The 17,145-nt window shown below is 65.1% G+C and carries 15 protein-coding genes; 4 read left to right on the forward strand and 11 right to left on the reverse strand.

The features are described from left to right. Positions 1-34: 34 nt before the first annotated feature. The 7 genes from AC1X6S_RS12725 to AC1X6S_RS12755 all read right to left on the reverse strand — a co-directional run bounded on the left by AC1X6S_RS12725 (position 35) and on the right by AC1X6S_RS12755 (position 6,192). Positions 35-448: a heat shock protein transcriptional repressor HspR gene (locus tag AC1X6S_RS12725; RefSeq protein WP_483406124.1), complete on the reverse strand. Its 414-nt coding sequence runs from the start codon at positions 446-448 to the stop codon at positions 35-37. Positions 449-451: 3 nt separating this feature from the next. Next, positions 452-1,441, reverse strand: a complete 990-nt coding sequence (locus AC1X6S_RS12730) for a DnaJ C-terminal domain-containing protein (protein WP_483406125.1) — start codon at positions 1,439-1,441, stop codon at positions 452-454. 5 nt (positions 1,442-1,446) lie between these two features. Continuing rightward, on the reverse strand, positions 1,447-2,100 hold the full coding sequence (locus AC1X6S_RS12735) for a nucleotide exchange factor GrpE (protein ID WP_483406126.1): 654 nt from the start codon (positions 2,098-2,100) through the stop codon (positions 1,447-1,449). A gap of 2 nt (positions 2,101-2,102) precedes the next feature. Next, positions 2,103-3,968: a molecular chaperone DnaK gene (dnaK, locus tag AC1X6S_RS12740; protein WP_483406127.1), complete on the reverse strand. Its 1,866-nt coding sequence runs from the start codon at positions 3,966-3,968 to the stop codon at positions 2,103-2,105. 323 nt (positions 3,969-4,291) lie between these two features. Next, complete coding sequence (locus AC1X6S_RS12745; RefSeq protein WP_483406128.1) at positions 4,292-4,660, reverse strand: hypothetical protein; 369 nt, start codon at positions 4,658-4,660, stop codon at positions 4,292-4,294. Continuing rightward, on the reverse strand, positions 4,657-5,427 hold the full coding sequence (locus AC1X6S_RS12750) for a hypothetical protein (protein WP_483406129.1): 771 nt from the start codon (positions 5,425-5,427) through the stop codon (positions 4,657-4,659). Before AC1X6S_RS12750 ends, AC1X6S_RS12745 begins: the two co-directional genes overlap by 4 nt. A 99-nt stretch (positions 5,428-5,526) precedes the next feature. After that, the gene (locus AC1X6S_RS12755; RefSeq protein WP_483406130.1) at positions 5,527-6,192 is read right to left on the reverse strand and encodes a PspC domain-containing protein; all 666 of its coding nucleotides are present in this window, start codon (positions 6,190-6,192) and stop codon (positions 5,527-5,529) included. Between the two features lie 114 nt (positions 6,193-6,306). On the opposite strand from AC1X6S_RS12755, the gene AC1X6S_RS12760 reads away from it, so the two are divergent. Together AC1X6S_RS12760 and AC1X6S_RS12765 are read left to right on the forward strand one after the other, a co-directional pair. Beyond that, positions 6,307-7,524, forward strand: coding sequence for an ATP-binding protein (locus tag AC1X6S_RS12760; protein WP_483406131.1), 1,218 nt, complete (start codon positions 6,307-6,309; stop codon positions 7,522-7,524). Next, the gene (locus AC1X6S_RS12765; protein WP_483406132.1) at positions 7,511-8,203 is read left to right on the forward strand and encodes a LuxR C-terminal-related transcriptional regulator; all 693 of its coding nucleotides are present in this window, start codon (positions 7,511-7,513) and stop codon (positions 8,201-8,203) included. Before AC1X6S_RS12760 ends, AC1X6S_RS12765 begins: the two co-directional genes overlap by 14 nt. 101 nt (positions 8,204-8,304) lie before the next feature. On the opposite strand, the gene AC1X6S_RS12770 is transcribed toward AC1X6S_RS12765, so the two are convergent. The 4 genes from AC1X6S_RS12770 to AC1X6S_RS12785 form a co-directional block, all read right to left on the reverse strand. Next, positions 8,305-10,950, reverse strand: a complete 2,646-nt coding sequence (locus AC1X6S_RS12770; RefSeq protein WP_483406133.1) for a glycoside hydrolase family 2 protein — start codon at positions 10,948-10,950, stop codon at positions 8,305-8,307. A gap of 90 nt (positions 10,951-11,040) precedes the next feature. Beyond that, positions 11,041-12,411 (reverse strand): extracellular solute-binding protein, encoded by a 1,371-nt coding sequence (locus AC1X6S_RS12775; RefSeq protein ID WP_483406134.1) that lies wholly within the window; start codon positions 12,409-12,411, stop codon positions 11,041-11,043. Between the two features lie 109 nt (positions 12,412-12,520). Beyond that, positions 12,521-13,405 carry a carbohydrate ABC transporter permease gene (locus tag AC1X6S_RS12780; RefSeq protein ID WP_483406135.1) on the reverse strand — a complete coding sequence of 295 codons (885 nt, stop codon included), beginning with the start codon at positions 13,403-13,405 and terminating at the stop codon, positions 12,521-12,523. A gap of 5 nt (positions 13,406-13,410) precedes the next feature. Continuing rightward, the gene (locus AC1X6S_RS12785; RefSeq protein ID WP_483406136.1) at positions 13,411-14,583 is read right to left on the reverse strand and encodes a carbohydrate ABC transporter permease; all 1,173 of its coding nucleotides are present in this window, start codon (positions 14,581-14,583) and stop codon (positions 13,411-13,413) included. 123 nt (positions 14,584-14,706) lie between these two features. On the opposite strand from AC1X6S_RS12785, the gene AC1X6S_RS12790 reads away from it, so the two are divergent. Together AC1X6S_RS12790 and AC1X6S_RS12795 are read left to right on the forward strand one after the other, a co-directional pair. Further along, positions 14,707-15,768, forward strand: a complete 1,062-nt coding sequence (locus AC1X6S_RS12790) for a LacI family DNA-binding transcriptional regulator (RefSeq protein ID WP_483406137.1) — start codon at positions 14,707-14,709, stop codon at positions 15,766-15,768. A gap of 5 nt (positions 15,769-15,773) precedes the next feature. Beyond that, positions 15,774-17,111 carry an MFS transporter gene (locus AC1X6S_RS12795; protein WP_483406138.1) on the forward strand — a complete coding sequence of 446 codons (1,338 nt, stop codon included), beginning with the start codon at positions 15,774-15,776 and terminating at the stop codon, positions 17,109-17,111. Positions 17,112-17,145: the final 34 nt, after the last annotated feature.

A 17,145-nucleotide genomic window follows, 5' to 3' on the forward strand; every position in this document is an offset into this window, starting at 1 on the left:
CAGCATAGACCGGGACTTCCCGGGCCGAAAGGGACTAACGCTGGAACGGTCTCCAGACGACGAGCTCGGTCCGGCGCTGTGCCCTCGTGCCGCTCTTGAGCGGCACGACGTCGCCCTGCGAACCGGCGGCGAAGACCCGCCGGCCGGGTGATTTGAGCATCTCATCAGCGAGCGCGTGCTCAAGCTCGCGAACGCGCGATGACAGTGAAGCGACCTCGTTCTCGAGGGCGAGAATGCGGCCGATGCCCTCGAGGCTGACGCCCTCGGCACTCAGTTTGGCGACCTCGCGCAACTGCACGACATCCCTCATCGAGTACCGGCGGGACTTGCCGGCCGTTCGGGTTGGCGAGACGAGGCCGAGCCGGTCGTACTGCCGCAGCGTCTGCGGGTGCAGTCCGGCCAGCTCGGCCGCTATCGCGATCGCGAAGATCGGCGAATTCTCGTCCACGCTCTATCCCCTCGCGCGTGCGATCAGGTCTTCGCGAGGGTTTTCTCGGGGTTCCACCTCGTGGAATCGCTCGAGGGCCTCGCGTGCCTCAGCGCTCAGGTGCGACGGCACGGCTACCTGGACAACCGCGAGCAGGTCGCCGGTGCCCTTCGAGGTAGCGACGCCCCTGCCCTTGACCCGGAGCACACGTCCGGACGGCGTTCCCGGTGCGACTCGCAGCCGCACGGGTTCCCCGCCGAGTGTCGGCACCTCGATCGTCGCGCCGAGCGTCGCTTCGACGAACGTCACGGGGACGTTGACGCGCAGGTTGAGTCCGTCGCGCTCGAACACCGGGTGCTTGCGCACGGAGACCGACAGCACGAGGTCACCCGCTGGCCCTCCGTCCGGAGACTGGTGGCCCTTTCCGCGCAGCTTGATCTTCTGCCCGTCGGCGACACCCGCGGGGATCTTGACCTTGATCGTCCGCCCCTCCGCGGTCTGCAGGGTGATGGTGTCACCCTTGACCGCGGTGAGGAAGTCGATAGTGGTGGATGCCGTGACGTCACGTCCCGGCGTCGGGCCACCGAACCCACGGTAGCCACCGGAGGGCTGGCCGAAGCCACCGCCCCGGCCGAAGACGCCACCGAGGATGTCCTCGAAGTCCGCCTGCTGGTAGCTGGTGCTCGTGCCACGAGCACCCCCACCGAACATGCCGCCGAAGACATCGTCAAAACCGCCGGCCTGTCCGCCGCCACCGGGAGCGGTGAACCGTGCACCGGATCCCATGGCGCGAACCGCGTCGTACTCCTTGCGCTGTTCCGGGTCGTTGAGGACCGAGTAGGCCTCGCTGAGCTCCTTGAACTTTGCTTCAGCCTTCGGGTCGCCCGCGTTCGAGTCCGGATGGTATTTCCGCGCAAGCTTGCGGTAGGTCTTCTTCAGTTCAGCCGGCGTGACATCCTTCTTCACGCCAAGAACCTTGTAGAAGTCCTTGTCGAACCAATCCTGACTTGCCATCGTTCCTACTCGGCGGGAACAGCGACGACGACCTTCGCCGCGCGGAGGAGGGTCGAGCCGACCATGTAGCCCGTCTCAACGACATCGAGAATTGTTGCGATCTCAACGTCGGGGCTCGGCTGCTGGAAAATCGCCTCGTGGATGTTGTGGTCGAACGGTTCACCCTTCGCGCCAAACGGGACAAGGCCCAGTTTGGTGACGCTCGTGCGGAGCTTCGCGGCGATCGCCGTGAACGGGGTATCGCCCTCGAGGTCGCCGTGTTTCTCGGCGCGGTCGAGGTCGTCGAGCACGGGAAGGAGGGATTTGACGACGTCACCGGTCATCCGCTCACGGTCAACCTCGCGGTTCGCCTCCGTGCGCTTGCGGTAGTTGGCGTACTCGGCGCTCAGCCGCTTGAGGTCGACCAGGTGCTCGTGCTCGGGGTCTGCGTCTGCAGCACGCGCCGCCTCGTTCTCGGCGTCCTCGGTCTGGACCGCGTCGAGGATGTCCTGAACGGTCAGCTCGTGGTCGCCATCTTCGGGCAGTTCGGCCTCGGGGACGTCGGTCTCGGATACTTCGGGGTCCACCTGCGACCGAGGGCCGGAAGCCGTAGCTTCCGACCCTTCGTTCACTGGCTGAACCTCGTCACCGTTTTCTGGAGTCGGGTTCGTGTCAGTCATTGTTATTTCTTGTCGCTTTCCTCGTCGTCGACTACTTCAGCGTCAACAACATCCTCATCGGATGCCGTCTCAGCCGGCTGCTCGGTTCCCGCTGCTCCCGCTGCTGCGTCGGCCTGCTGGGACTGGGCGTAGATGGCCTCGCCGAGCTTCGTCTGGCTTTCGTTGAGCTTATCGAAGGCGGTCTTCACGGCTGCGTCGTCGTCGCCAGCGAGCGCTGACTTGAGTGCGTCAACGTCGCCCTGCACCTCGCTCTTGACGTCTTCGGGCAGCTTGTCGTCGTTTTCCTTGATGAGCTTCTCGATCGAGTAGGCGAGCTGCTCTGCTGTGTTGCGGGTCTCGGCCGACTCACGGCGGGCCTTGTCCTCAGCAGCGTGCTCTTCCGCCTCGCGGACCATGCGCTCGATGTCTTCCTTAGCGAGGGACGATCCACCGGTGATGGTCATCGACTGCTCCTTGCCCGTGCCCTTGTCCTTGGCGGACACGTGCACGATGCCGTTGGCGTCGATGTCGAAGGTGACCTCAACCTGCGGGACTCCGCGCGGCGCCGGAGCGATACCGGTCAGCTCGAAGGTTCCGAGGTTCTTGTTGTCGCGGGTGAACTCGCGCTCACCCTGGAACACCTGGATCGCAACGGACGGCTGGTTGTCGTCTGCGGTCGTGAAGGTTTCGCTTCGCTTCGTCGGGATGGCCGTGTTGCGCTCGATGAGCTTGGTCATGATGCCACCCTTGGTCTCGATACCGAGAGACAGCGGCGTGACGTCGATGAGCAGAACGTCCTTGCGCTCGCCCTTCAGGACACCGGCCTGGAGTGCGGCGCCGACAGCGACGACCTCATCCGGGTTGACGCCCTTGTTCGGCTCCTTGCCACCGGTTTCCTGCTTGACGAGAGCCGAAACGGCGGGCATGCGGGTCGATCCACCGACGAGTACGACGTGGGCGATGTCGCCCACCTTGATGCCGGCCTCACGGATGACGTCCTGGAAGGGCTTCTTGGTGCGGTCGAGGAGGTCAGAGGTCATCTGCTCGAACTGCGCGCGGGTCAGGGTCTCGTCGAGGTTGACCGGGCCGTTCTCCGTGAGGGAGAGGTACGGCAGCTGGATCGACGTCGACATGCTCGACGACAGTTCCTTCTTGGCCTGCTCGGCGGCTTCCTTGAGACGCTGCTTGGCGATCTTGTCGTTCGAGACGTCGACGCCTGTGGTCTCCTTGAAGCGCTTGATGAGGTACTCAACGATGCGCTGGTCCCAGTCGTCTCCACCGAGGCGGTTGTCACCGGCGGTCGCGCGAACCTGGATGGTCGAGAAGTCGTCGTCCTTGCCCACTTCGAGCAGGGAAACGTCGAACGTTCCTCCACCGAGGTCGAAGACGAGGATGAGCTCGTCTTCCTTGCCCTTGTCGAGGCCGTACGCGAGCGCTGCGGCGGTGGGCTCGTTGATGATGCGGAGGACGTTGAGTCCGGCGATCTCACCGGCTTCCTTCGTGGCCTGACGCTCAGCGTCGTTGAAGTATGCGGGGACCGTAATGACGGCATCCGTCACCGTGTCACCGAGGTACTGCTCAGCGTCGCGCTTGAGCTTGGCGAGGATGCGCGCCGAGATCTCCTGGGGCGTGTACTTCTTCTGGTCTACGGCGAAGGTCCAGTCGGTTCCCATGTGGCGCTTGACCGACGCGATGGTGCGGTCGACGTTGGTGACTGCCTGGCGCTTCGCGGTTTCACCGACGAGGACCTCGCCGTCCTTCGTGTATGCAACCACAGACGGGGTGGTGCGGAGCCCCTCAGCATTTGCGATGACGGTGGGCTCGCCACCTTCAAGTACGGCCACACAAGAGTTGGTGGTTCCGAGGTCGATTCCTACTGCACGTGCCATGTGTCTATTTCTCCTTTGAGACCGCGAACGGTCTGATTCGATGTTGGCCGGGTATGTTGGCCCGCAATTCGAAGTGTGTGATGGTCGCTCATAGTTGAGCGCCGATGACTCAAGTTTACCGAACCGCCGACGGCTGTCAACTTTTGTCGGCAAATCTTGAGCCGGGTCGGCTCAAGTTTCCGGGCGCGGTTGACAACCGGAACCGCCCAACCTCGGGTGTACACGACGACCGGATGACACGCCAGAGGCGACCATCGAAATGGCCGCCTCTGGCGTGCCTCTGGTGCACCCCTGCACCGCCCGAAGCCGGCATCCGGGAGTCCTCAGTCGGTGCGCCGAAGCGCCGCAGCGATCCCCGCGATGACGAGGACAACTCCCCCGGCGACGAGAGCCACGATCAGCCAGGTGCCCGCATCCAGGCTGAAGGGCACGAGCGCGTTGGTCACCATGAAAGCGGCGAAGACGAGCAGGATCACGCCCCCCAGGATGGTGCCGAATCGAGCGTGCCGCCGTTCAGAATCACGGGATGCCGCCCGGTCACCCGTGCGATCCTCCAGTCCGGAAAACAGGGCACCGGTCGGGTCGGTTGACGGGTCGGTTGACGGGTTGGTTGCCGGGTCGGTTGCCGAGCCGGCTGCCCCGGCTGTGAGATTGCCGTTGCCGTTGCCGTTGCCGTTGCCGTTGCCGTTCATCGTGCACTCCTCGCGTTGTTCTCAAGGTCGACGCTTCCCGCACCGATCCAGATCCGGACCGTCGTGGTGTCACCCTCCGAGGTGTTACCGAAGCGAAGCACCTGCCGGTACAGCGCCGCTCCCCTCTCCCGCCGCTCACCGTTATCGACGTCGCTGATACCGGCGACACCGCCGGCGACCTCGAGGATGACGGGGACGTCCTGCGGGAGAATCAGGTCGACGGTTCCCGCTGCAAGCCACAGGTCAACGGTCCCGCCGGTCTGAGCACCGCGATCATCCAGCGCCGAGAGATCAAGCGTCGGCGATCCAGCCGCCATGGCGAATCCCGACGTGGATTCTGCCGGAGCATCGGTCACCTGCCAGGTCGTGTTGCCGAAGACGGAGAGCGCTGTTCCGCGCGGGAACACTCCCACGAAGAGCAGTGCGAGAACCGCGACGACGGCAAAGAAGCCGAGCCAGCCACTCTCACGACCGCGGATGCCGGCAATGACGGTGGCGAGCGCCAGCACTCCGAGTGCGGATCCTGTGCCGATCACCACCGCGGTGTCTGACATCGTGGTGTACCCGAGGGCAATGGCGACGAAGACACCGGTGAGCACCGCCAGCCCGAGCGAGATCGAGACGAAGGCGGCTCCGGGCTGGCGGGAACGGTAGCGCTCCTCGTGCTCACGCCGTTGCTCAGCGTGAATGGCCGCGCGACGCCTGCGCTCGGCATCCCGCTCGGCCGCGCCTGGCCGCTGCGGCGGGTTCCAGACCGCGCCGTACACCCGGGTTCCCTGGTCTGGGACTGAGTGGGCTGCTTCAGCCGTTGCGAACCAGGGCTCAGCGCCGGCCGGGGTGGCTGCGGGAGCAGGACCGAACCCGTATTACGCGCCCGCCCCGGCATCCGGTGTCGAATCAGTGCCAGCGCCGGTCGACGGACGCTCGTGAGGTGCCTGCGCCTGGGTCGGTGCTGCCTGCATCTGGCTGGTCCAGAAATCGGCGTGCGAGCGGGGCTCGGGCTGGCCGGGGGCCTGTGCTCGTGCGGACGGCACCCGCCGTGCGATGACGACGGTGAGCCAGATGAGCCCGGCGATGAGGGCGAGTGTCCAGCCCGTGCTGAGCGTCGACTCGAGCCACCCGGGCATATTCCACGCGTCGGGGGCACCCCGCCACCAGATGCCCTGCATGAAGGGGAGAAAGGCAAGGGTGACAAGAATGATGATGGCAATCATGGCCGGGTCGAAAATCCCCTTGAGGGCCCGTTCGGCGTATATGCGGCCAGAGCTGTCGGGCAGCAACGCCCACGCGATCGCGTAAAGGAACAGTGCGGGGCCACCGAGCAGGGCGACGACGAGGATGACGCCGCGCACGATCAGCGGGTCAAGGCCGGTGTGCCGGGCGATGCCACCGGCGACTCCGCCGAGCCAGGCGTCGTCTGAACGACCGATACCCGTTCCCCGGATCCAGTCGAAGAAGGTGACCTGTGGCACAGGCGGCGTGTGGCTGTCCGGTGCCGGTGGGGCGTCTGGTGTTGACGGTGCTTCGTTCATACTCCGAGTGTGGCGCTCACCGGCACGCCGCTGCCATGAGGGATCCCCCGGATCGGACCCTGAGATTTCGGATTTCGGTCCCTCGGTGAGTATCAGGGGTGCTTGGATTGCAGCATGGACGCAGCGCTGATGACCCGCCCCCGCGTCCGACTCGTTGGCGGGGTGTGCGCTGGTTTCGCCGAGCACACCGGTCTGCCCCTCCCCCTCGTGCGGACGTCTGCGGTGATACTCGCCCTGTGCGGCGGAGCGGGGATGCTCCTCTACGCCTGGTTGTGGGCGACGACACCGGTCGCGATCGAGACCGCCGACCCGGTGAAGCGCGCGCTCACCAAGCCCCACGACGAAGACACCCCGTCGTCACCGCCGGAACGACGGGCACCGGTCACCGAGGCGCTGCTCGGCCTCGCGCTGCTCGCCGCCGCCGCGGCTCTCGTCGCCTCCCGACTCGGCGTCGATGTTCCGCTCTCCTTTGTCATCCCGGCCATCGTCGTGCTTGGCGGAGCGGGACTGGCCTGGCGCCAGTTCGACGATCTCAGGCGCCAGCGGTCCTCCTCGTCATCGGCGTTGCTCGTCCGGGCGCTCGGGGCGCTCATTCTCGTCGCGGTCGGAATCCTCCTGTTCTTCGTCACCGGCGACGAGCCCAACGTCTGGACCGTGTTCGTCGCCGCGATCGCTGTGCTGTTCGGAGTCGCGATCGTGGTCGCGCCCTGGCTGGTCCGACTCACCCGTGACCTCGCCGACGAGCGGGCAGCGCGCGTGCGCGAGGCCGACCGGGCGGAGATCGCGGCGCACCTCCACGACTCCGTGCTGCAGACCCTTGCGCTCATCCAGCAGAAGGCCGGGCCGGCGAGTGAAGCGTCCCGGCTTGCCCGAGCACAGGAGCGTGAGCTGAGGGACTGGCTGTTCGCGGGCTCCCCCGGATCCTCGGTCGAGTTCGCCGATGAACTCCGCAGAATCGCCGGGGTGATCGAGCAGGACTATGCCGCCCTCATCGAGGTCGTCGCCGTCGGCCAAAGCCAGACCTCTGTCCCTGACGCGCTCCTCGGCGCCGCTGGCGAGGCGATGCTCAACGCGGCGCGGCACGCGGGTGGCACCGTGTCCGTCTACCTGGAGTCGTCGCCGACCGCCATCGAGGTCACAATCACCGACCGCGGGCCGGGGCTGAACCTCGACGAGATCCCCTTCGACAGGATGGGGATCCGCGAATCGATCCTCGGTCGCATGCAACGCATCGGCGGCACAGCCGAGCTGACAACCGGACCGGGCGGCACGGGCACCGAGGTCCGCCTTCTTCTGCCCCTGACCACTGGAGCCGACCATGCCGACAGATGAATCGAACCACCCCGAGGCCTCGAGCGGCCCGGACCTCACCGTGGTCATCGTCGATGACCATTCGATCTTCCGCTCCGGTCTTCGTGCCGACCTCGCCGACAGCATCCGGGTCCTGGGCGAAGCAGCGACGGTCGATGACGCCACCGACCTCGTTCTCGCGACCCAGCCGCAGGTCGTTCTGCTCGACGTTCACCTCCCCGGCGGTACGGGGGGTGGGGGCGCCGAGGTCATCCGGCGGGCAGCGCCGCAGGCCCCGAACACACGGTTCCTCGCGCTCAGCGTCTCCGATGCCGCCGATGATGTCGTGACGGTTATCAGGGCGGGGGCCCGCGGTTACATCACAAAGAGCGCATCGGGTGCTGACGTGTCGGATGCCGCGCGGCGCGTTCGCGACGGAGATGCCGTGTTCTCGCCCCGGCTCGCCGGGTTCGTCCTCGACGCGTTCGGCGCGGTCGCGGGAGAAATCGCGGAGGCCTCGGATGAGCTTGATCGCCTCTCTGCGCGAGAGCAGGAGGTGATGCGCCTGATCGCGAGGGGCTACTCGTATAAGGAGGTAGCGGCATCCCTCTTCATCTCGGTGAAGACCGTGGAAACCCACGTCTCCAGTGTGCTGCGGAAGTTGCAGCTGTCGTCGCGGCACGAGCTCACCGCATGGGCGCTTGCCCGCAAGCTGCTCTGAGCCCCGCACGTACGAACGTCTCTACGTGCACCCCGTCACCCCGGCGGCGGATGCGATCGTGCTGCATCCACCGCCTGGCGGTTTACCCGGAGTGGGCAGATCTAGCCGAGCCGCGCGGCATCGACGACCGCTCGCGCCAGGGTCGCCGCGACAGGCGATATGGGCTGCGCGTGCCGCAAGCGCAGCGTCGTGAGTGTCACGCTGCCCTCACTCCAGCGCACGGTGGCTGTCGTCGTCGCAGCTCCGCGCAACCAGCCGGAGAAGATCCCCGAGTAGACCCTGGCGGAACGGATGGCGTTCGGAATGCCGGTGAGCACGTGCTCGCCGAGCAGATCCTCGAATGCGATGCCGAGGAGAGTACTTCCAGGCACGTTTGCGAACGGACCCGAGCGGTCAAGCCATTCGCTGCGCGGCACCCAGTCGCCGTCACCAGAGCGCGGGCCGACCCGACCGGCGGTGAGCAGGTCGAATGCCCCGTCGAGGGCACCCGGCTCTTCGACCAGCACGAGCACGCGGCCGCCGTCACTGGCGTGTGCGCGGGCAGCGGCGTCGAAAACGGTCGTGACCAGGAGTGAATCCGGTTTCAGCTCGGCATCGCAGCCAAGCCCGATGGACCGTGCCCAGTCGGCGATGCCGCTGTCTGCGGCAACAACCGCGCCCCCGGCATCCGCACCGACGGGTGCGACGACCACGAGGTCGGCGGCGTCGCGAGCAGCCACCTCACCGTTCACGACAAGTTCTGCGGCGAGCTCGTACTGGCCGGGCTCGCCCGGCACGGGCACTGACACGCGCGCGGTCGTCCAGCGCTCGGCGTCGTCCGGGATCGTGGAGAGCTCGACGCCATCGAGCAGCACCCGGACGGTACCCGCAACAGGCGCGGGTGCCGATCCGGTGCGAGCGGGCACCGTCGTGATGCTCAGCGCGAGGCTGTCACCGGTGACGGCGCTGTATGCGTCTGGCCGGAGGGCGATCGCCCGGTCGCCGTTGGCGAGGGCAAAAGCCGCGGTACCCGCCTTCGGTGTGCGGTTCATGTCGAACAGCCCGTTGGCCTCCCACTGCACATCGCTCAGCTGCGTCAGCACGTATCCGCTGATGCTCGGCTGCATCCGGATGGATGTGGTCTGGTAGCGGTTCGCCACGAGTTGCGCGTGGTGCAGCTGGGCGACGAGGCCCTCCCACGTGCCGAAGACGCGGTCGAGACCGAGTTCACCGAATCGTTCCATCAGGCGGGTGCCTTCTGCAGCGCCGTAGGCCCAGTTGGCGCCGAGGCCGAACCACCACGGTTCCACCCCGTCGGTGTACTGGTCGCGCACGACCGGCAGCGCCCAGTTTCCGAACTCGGAGAGCATGAGGGGCTCGGTTCCGGAGCGTTCCGCGTCGCCGTACGCGGAGTACGTCCAGTCGGGACGGGCGGCGAACTCCTCGATCTTCTCGTCCCATTCCCGACGCGACTCGGGGATGCCACGGTAGACGTGGTAATCATCGACATCCGAAACCATGTGGAAGTTGGGGAAGCACGCGGAGTTGTCGACGACGAGCGAGCCGCGAGCAACAGCCTTGATCCGGTGGAACGCGTCGGCGAGCCAGCGCCGCTGGCGTCCGCTCGTCATGTCGAGCCCCCAGGACTCGTTGATGATCGTCCACAGTACGATGCTCGGGTGATGCTGGTCTGCGGCGATGAACCGCTCGAGCATCGCGAGTCCCTCGTCTGCGCCGCTTTGGGTCCAGACCATCCAGCTCGGGAGCTCGGTCCAGACCAGCATTCCCATCCGGTCGGCGATCTCGTAGTAACGCGGATCGGGACGCTTGATGTGCACGCGGAGCATGTTGAAGCCGAGCGCACGAGTCTCGTGCAGCAGCTCTTCCCACTCCTCGGTGCTCTCGGGGATCGGTGCCGAAGAGGGGTGGTAGTCCTGGTCGAGAACCGCACGTACCTCGAGCTCGTGGCCGTTGAGGAAGAACGCACCGTCGCGTGCCTCGATCGTGCGGAAACCCGTGTTCCGCGAGACGACATCGGCTGTGCCGTCTGTCGCCTCCAGCCTGAGCGTCACCGTGTAGAGCGTGGGCTGGTCGATGCCCCACAGCTGCACATCCGGCACTGTGACAGTCCCGTTGTACTGGCCGTCCTGTTCTTCCAGGTCGGCTCGAGCGACGACCTCGTCGCCACGGCTGACCGTCACCTCGGCCCGCGCCCCGGGGAGCGAGGCAATGGCGCGAACATCGATGGTGCCCGTCGGGGCATCCGCCCGTACCTCGATCTCGGCGATGTGGTGCAGCGGCCTCGACTCGATGAAGACCGACTGCCAGATGCCCGCCGAGGTGCCGTACCAGGACTGTTTGCCGTGCGGGATCTCGAGGTAGCCGGGCTCAGTGTCGGTGTCAGCGCGCGGCGGATAGGCAACAACCACATCGAGTGAGTTCGTCCCGGCGGTCACAACGTCGCTCACGTCGAAGGAGAAGGCTTCCCAGGCGCCGACGTGGGTTCCGACCACGGTTCCGTTGAGCCTGACCTCGGCGGAGTGGTTCGCTCCGTTGAACACGAGGTGCACAGCCCCGGTGCCTGGCGTCCAGTCGAACGTGCGCCGGTACCGGACGCTCTCGTGCGAGTCCCCGTGTCCGGCCAGCTGAGCGGTCCACGCGCCGGGCACGGTCACGGCCTCGAGCCGCCCGCCAGCGTCGTCGCCGTCGAGGAGTTCGAGCTCCCATCGGCCGTCGAGGGAGAGTCGTTCGCGAGGGTGCAGGCTCATGTGCCCATCCTTCTTGATAATGAGTGGATCAGAGCCGTGGCCCGCCCCGAAAACGGGAGCGGGCCACGATTGTGTTGCGAATCAGTCCTGCTACTTCAGTTCCTGGCCGACGCGCTGCTGCGCCTCGGTCAATGCTGAGTCGAGGTCTTTTCCGTTGAACCAGACCTCTTCGAGCTGCTTGTGGATCAGCGACTTGATCGCCGTCCAGTTCTCGACCTGCGGCACGAAGCTGATGTTCTCGAGCGCCGTGTCTGTGTAGTTCGCCCGCTCGGGAGCGTTCTGGTACTCGGCGGATTCAACGACCGAGACGCGAGGCGCGATGTGCCCGGTCGCTGTGGCCCAGACACTCGTGTTCTCGTAGAGGAAGGAGGCGAACTCGAGCGACGCACGGTACTTCACCGGGTCATTGTCCTTCTGCACGGGCAGCACCCACATGTGCGAGGACGCCCAGACGGCGGCTTCGTCCATGATCGTCGGGAAGTCGGTGACCGTGTAGCCGAATGTAGCCGTCGATGCGTACTCGTTGACGCCCCACGTACCGTTGACGAGGATTGCGGACTCGCCGTTCTTCCACTCCTCGATCGAGCCCGAGTAGTCGGCCGTGGTGTGGATGTAGCCGTTGTCGATGAGTTCCTGGAGCAGCTCCATCGCGGCCTTCGCCTCGGCGGAATCGACGTTCGCCTCACCGTCGACGATGAGGTCAGAGCCCTGCTGGCGCACGAACGAGTAGAACATCCGCCATGCCATGTCGTCGTTGGCGAACCCAACGGACATCAGAGCCTTGCCGGTCTTGTCTTTGACAGCCTGACCCATGGCCATGAGCTCGTCGGCGTTGGTCGGCATGACGGGCCGGCCGTCCGCGTCCATGTAGCCGGCAGCGCCGAGGACATCGGTGTTCACGTGGGCGAGGATCGCGTGCGAGTCGAACGGGACCGCGAAGGTCTTGTCGTCGTAGGTGACCGAGTTCTGAGCCTGCTCGGTCGCGTCATCCATGTCGATGTCGAGTGCTGCGGGGTCGAACGACACCAGCTGGGCACGTCGCGCGTAGTCCGACAGCGCGTAATCGTGCAGGTTCGCGATGTTCGCGGGTTCTCCACCGGCGATCGATGCGTTGAACGCGTCGTAGTACGAGTTCCAGTCAGCACCGCCGAGGCGTTCAACGGAGATGCCGTGCTCGTTCTCGGCGTTGAACTTGTTGGTCAGGATCTGGATCGCTTCACACTCGGATGCCGCCATGGCGGGGTCGGTGACGCCCTTGGTGGTCTCCTCGCAGTCGCCGAACATGCGCGACATCGTGATGCTGGTGCCCTTGAGCTGTTCGTCTGTAACGGCTTCGATCTTCGCCGTCATGTCATCGTCGCCGGCGGCTGTGCCGGATCCGGTTCCGGTGCCACAGCCGGCGAGCAGCATCGATGCTGCCGCGACTGTCGCGAGAACCGCTGGGATGCGTTTTCCGTTCATGTCTGTTCCTGTCTTGTTAGGGGAGTTCGTGTTACGGGTGTTCGTGTTACGGGTGTTACGAGTGGACCTGCAGCACAAATGCAGGGGATGCGGTTGCGGGGCTGGTGCCCTACTTGCCGCCTGAGGTCATGGAGATTCCGCGAATGAGATGACGCTGGAAGAGCAGGAAGATGATCAGCAGCGGCAGCGAACCAACGAGTCCGCGCGCCATCAGGCTGCCGAGTTCGGTGGCCTGGGCGAAGTTGCCCTGCAGCGACGCAAGTCCAGTGGTGATCGTGAACATCTCGCTCTTTGTCGCCGACACGAGCGGCCACAGGTAGTCGTTCCAGGTCTGGACGAAGGTGAAGATTCCGAGCGCGAACATACCGGGGGTAGCCAGCGGGAGCATGATCGAGAAGAACGTGCGCCAGGGTCCTGCGCCGTCGACGCGCGCCGCTTCCTCCATCTCCAGCGGAATCTTCGAGAAGAACTGCGTCATCAGGAAGACACCGAGGGGAGCGGCGATCCGCGGCAGGACGAGCGCAGCGTAGGTGTTGTGCATTTCCACGTCTGCGACCATCGTGAAGAGCGGGATGAACATCGCCTCCTTGGGGATCATCAGACCCGCGAGCACAGTGGCGTAGACGAACGTGCGGCCGGGGAACTCGATCCGCGCGAAGGCATAGCCCGCCATTGCGCAGAGGAGCACCGTCAGGACCGTGGTGAGGATGGCCACGATGGCGCTGTTGAGGAACCAGCGGCTGGTGAGTCCGACGGAAAAGACGCCGAAGACATTGTCGAGCGTGAAGTCCCGCGGGATGAGCCCGGTGACTCCCTGGCTCAGCGTCGCGTTGTCGCTGAGCGCGAGCGACAGCATCCACAGCATGGGAAGAAGCCAGACCAGCGCGGCCACGATCATGGCGAGGTGCCACCAGGTCGCACGCGTCGCGGTGTGCCGTGATGCGGTGAGACCGGGCTGAGCGGCGCTCGTCTTCCGGGTCGAGGGAGGGCTCATGACGTTCACTTGGTGTCGTCCTTTCCGAGGAAGCGCATCTGGACGACGGAGACGATCAGCATCAGTGCGAAGAGGAAGAGCGACATCGCCGACGCGTAGCCGAGCTCGAAGTCGCGGAAACCGGTCTGGTAGATGTGCCGGATGAGCACCTCGGTCGAGGTACCTGGGCCACCACCGGTCATGATGTTTACCTGGCCGAAGACCTGGAACGATGCAATCGCCTGCATGACCATGACGAGCAGGATGACGTGGCGGATGCCGGGAAGCGTCACGCTCACAAACTTGCGCCACGGGCCGGCACCGTCAAGTGATGCTGCCTCGTAAAGCGACTTGTCGACATCCTGGAGTCCGGCAGCGAACATGACGAGGTTGAACCCGACGGTCCACCAGATCGTGGTGATGATGACGGCGGTGAGCGCTGTGTTCGAATCACTCAGCCAGGGAATCGGGTCGATGCCGAGCGGGGTGAGGATCTGCGCGAGCAGCCCCTGCCCCGGTGAGAGGAAGTACGTCCAGATGAGGGTGACGACGGAGACCGGGAGGATGTACGGGAGGAAGAACGCCATCTGGTACCAGCGGGATCCGCGTCGCTGTCCCTGCAGGGCAAGCGCCATGACGAGTCCGAGCAGGGCGATGATCGGAGTGGAGATGGCCGTGAACAGCAGGGTGTTCTGCAGGGCGATCCAGAATGTCGGGTCGTACCAGTAACCGTCTTTTCCCGGCGCAAAGCCGAGGGCGACGAACACCCCGAGCAGGCCGAGCACGCCGGAGACACTCCAGACACTGATGTGCCTGCGCTTGATCGGACCGACCAGCAGCGCAGCAACGAGGGCGAGCACGCCGATGCGCCACCAGAGCAGGTTGGTGATCGACCACTGAATATTGACGCCCCAGAGCATCCGCTCATAGTTTTCGAGGCCGATGAACTCGCGGACCGAACCGAGCAGGTCCCAATCGAAGAAGCTCATCTGGGCAGCCTGGACAACGGGGTACAGCACAAAGATGAGGTACAGGACCGCGAAGGGAGCGACGAAAGCGAAGCCGTACTTCAGGCCGGCCTGAGAACGCCGTTTGCGGGGTAGTCGCGGTGGGCGCTTCCTGGTCGCTTGGGCCGCTTGATCGAGCGTCAGCGTCATCGATTCCTTGCCTTCCGGTTTGCCACGTTGCAAAAACTGCACGGGAGCTATTGTGTTCACTCCCGCGATGCTTTGTCAAAACGCCGTCGTGCGTACCTTTGCCACGTTGCACAAACCGGTTCACCGCTGCTCCACTTTGTAGGCCAAGATGGTCGAGGAGGGAACATGGCAACCAACATTCACGACGTCGCGAAGCTTGCAGGCGTGTCCCCCCGGACGGTCTCCAACGTCGTCAATAACTACGTGCACGTCAGGCCCGACACGAGGCAGCGCGTCCAGGACGCCATCACCAAGCTCAACTACCAGCCCAACATCTCCGCCAGGCGGCTCCGCCAGGGCAACACGAAGATGCTCGGCTTTGCCGTGCCCGAGCTCTCCCAGCCGTATTTCGCCGAACTGTCCGAACTCGTCGAACGATCTGCCCAGCGGCGCGGATACACGGTCATCGCAACCCACACGCAGGGAACGAAAGAGCGGGAACTGCGCACCCTGAAGAGTTTCAGCTCGCACCTCGTCGACGGGCTGATCTTCAGCCCGATGTCCCTGACCAGGGAAGACCTCTACTCGGCTCCCCCGAGCGTGCCCACCGTACTCATCGGCGAACAGATCTCGACGTCGTCCTATACGACCATCGCGATCGACAACGTCGGTGCTGCACGGGAGATCACCGCGCATCTCATCGCCTCGGGACGACGCCGTATTGCGACGGTGGGAGCGTACCGATCCGACGACTACCGGAGTTCGCGGTTGCGACTGCAGGGCTTTCAGGAAGCCGTGTCGGCCGCGGGGCTCAGCCTCGACCCCGAGCTGCTGCTCTACACGGATCGGTTCGGCACTGCAGCCGGCCACGACGCTGTCGGCCGCGCGCTCGCCGCAGGCATCCGTTTCGATGCCCTCGTGTGCTTTGCAGACGTCATCGCGTTCGGCGCGATGCGCGCGCTCGCAGACGCGGGCCTGCGGATGCCGGAGGACGTCGCCATCGTCTCGATCGACGACGTGCAGGAGTCGACCTACTCGATTCCGTCACTGACGTCCGTTGCACCCGACAAACAGGCGATCGCCGACCGAGCGGTTGACACCCTCGTCGACGCCATCTCCTCGGAGCGGGTGAACCCGCGCAGCATCGAAATCGGGCATCGTCTTGTCGTGCGCGAGAGCTCAGGTGCACGAGCCGAAGACACGGCAGGACAGGATTCGGGTGCGAGCCTCCCCGTGCCAGTAGCCTGAACAGCATGACGACGAACGCGGGCAATGGTGCAGCGATAACAGCAACCCCCCTCTCCGAAACTCCGACGAAAACCTCGACCAAACAGGTACTGGCGTGGGGCTTGTGGGACTGGGGATCCGCGTCGTTCAACGCCGTGATCACCACGTTTGTCTTCACCGTCTACCTCACGAGCGACGCCTTCGGCGAGGAAGCCGCCGTCTCGGCACAGCTCGGCTGGGCGCTCGGCGCCGCCGGTCTGTTGATCGCCATCCTCGCCCCGGTCACCGGACAGCGCTCAGACAGTTCGGGCCGCCGCAAGTTCTGGCTCGCCGTCAACACGTACATCGTCGTCGGGATCACCGCGGCCATGTTCTTCGTCGAGCCCGACCCAAGCTTCCTGTGGCTGGGACTTCTGCTCGTCGCCGCAGGCAATATCTTCTTCGAATTCGCTGGCGTGAACTACAACGCGATGCTCGCCCAGGTCTCGACGCCGACGACTATCGGACGGGTGTCAGGCATTGGCTGGGGCCTCGGCTATATCGGTGGAATCGTGTTGCTGCTCATCGTGTACTTCGGCCTGATCCAGCCGGAGGTCGGCATCTTCGGAATCACGGGCGATGGCGGCATGGACATCCGGGTGACCGTTCTGATTTCCGCGATCTGGTTCGGTCTGTTCGCACTGCCGGTGCTCTTCTTTGTTCCCGAGTACAAGGGCGTCGGGGCGCGGCGCGACAAGGTCGGATTCTTCGCCTCGTATCCCCGGCTCTTCGGCGACATCAAGAAGCTCTGGAACGAGAGCAGGCAGACCGTGTACTTCCTGATCGCGAGCGCGGTCTTCCGTGACGGGCTCGCTGGAGTGTTCACATTCGGTGGTGTGCTCGCCGGTGGCTGGTTCGGTTTCTCGCCGGGTGAGGTCATCATCTTCGCCATCGCCGCGAACGTCGTCGCGGGTATCTCGACGATTACCGTCGGTCTGCTCGACGACAAGCTCGGCGCAAAACCGGTGATCATGGCATCCCTCATTGGGCTCGTGCTCGCCGGTCTTGCCGTCTTCTTCCTCCACGACGGTGGTGCGCTCATGTTCTGGATCTTCGGACTCGCGCTCTGCCTGTTCGTCGGCCCGGCGCAGTCGGCCTCACGGTCGTTCCTGGCCCGCCTCATCCCGGCCGGCCGCGAGGGAGAGATATTCGGCCTGTACGCAACGACGGGTCGTGCCGTGTCGTTCCTCGCTCCGACAGCGTTCGCCATCTTCATCACCATTGGCGGAGAGCAGTACTGGGGAATCCTCGGCATCATCCTCGTCATCCTCGTCGGACTTCTCCTGCTGATCCCGGTGCAGGCGAAGCAGAAGCAGCTGGCGTAGCAGCGAAGCCTCTGGATGAGCGATACACCCCAGC

Source organism: Mycetocola sp. Y442 (assembly GCF_056898615.1).

What these genes read in the sequence shown, in the direction of transcription:
- AC1X6S_RS12730 (WP_483406125.1), bottom strand. Translation starts at nt 1,441, where the DNA reads ATGGCAAGTCAGGATTGGTTCGACAAGGACTTCTACAAGGTTCTTGGC.
- AC1X6S_RS12735 (WP_483406126.1), bottom strand. Translation starts at nt 2,100, where the DNA reads ATGACTGACACGAACCCGACTCCAGAAAACGGTGACGAGGTTCAGCCA.
- dnaK (WP_483406127.1), bottom strand. Translation starts at nt 3,968, where the DNA reads ATGGCACGTGCAGTAGGAATCGACCTCGGAACCACCAACTCTTGTGTG.
- AC1X6S_RS12745 (WP_483406128.1), bottom strand. Translation starts at nt 4,660, where the DNA reads ATGAACGGCAACGGCAACGGCAACGGCAACGGCAACGGCAATCTCACA.
- AC1X6S_RS12755 (WP_483406130.1), bottom strand. Translation starts at nt 6,192, where the DNA reads ATGAACGAAGCACCGTCAACACCAGACGCCCCACCGGCACCGGACAGC.
- AC1X6S_RS12760 (WP_483406131.1), top strand. Translation starts at nt 6,307, where the DNA reads ATGGACGCAGCGCTGATGACCCGCCCCCGCGTCCGACTCGTTGGCGGG.
- AC1X6S_RS12765 (WP_483406132.1), top strand. Translation starts at nt 7,511, where the DNA reads ATGCCGACAGATGAATCGAACCACCCCGAGGCCTCGAGCGGCCCGGAC.
- AC1X6S_RS12770 (WP_483406133.1), bottom strand. Translation starts at nt 10,950, where the DNA reads ATGAGCCTGCACCCTCGCGAACGACTCTCCCTCGACGGCCGATGGGAG.
- AC1X6S_RS12775 (WP_483406134.1), bottom strand. Translation starts at nt 12,411, where the DNA reads ATGAACGGAAAACGCATCCCAGCGGTTCTCGCGACAGTCGCGGCAGCA.
- AC1X6S_RS12780 (WP_483406135.1), bottom strand. Translation starts at nt 13,405, where the DNA reads ATGAGCCCTCCCTCGACCCGGAAGACGAGCGCCGCTCAGCCCGGTCTC.
- AC1X6S_RS12790 (WP_483406137.1), top strand. Translation starts at nt 14,707, where the DNA reads ATGGCAACCAACATTCACGACGTCGCGAAGCTTGCAGGCGTGTCCCCC.
- AC1X6S_RS12795 (WP_483406138.1), top strand. Translation starts at nt 15,774, where the DNA reads ATGACGACGAACGCGGGCAATGGTGCAGCGATAACAGCAACCCCCCTC.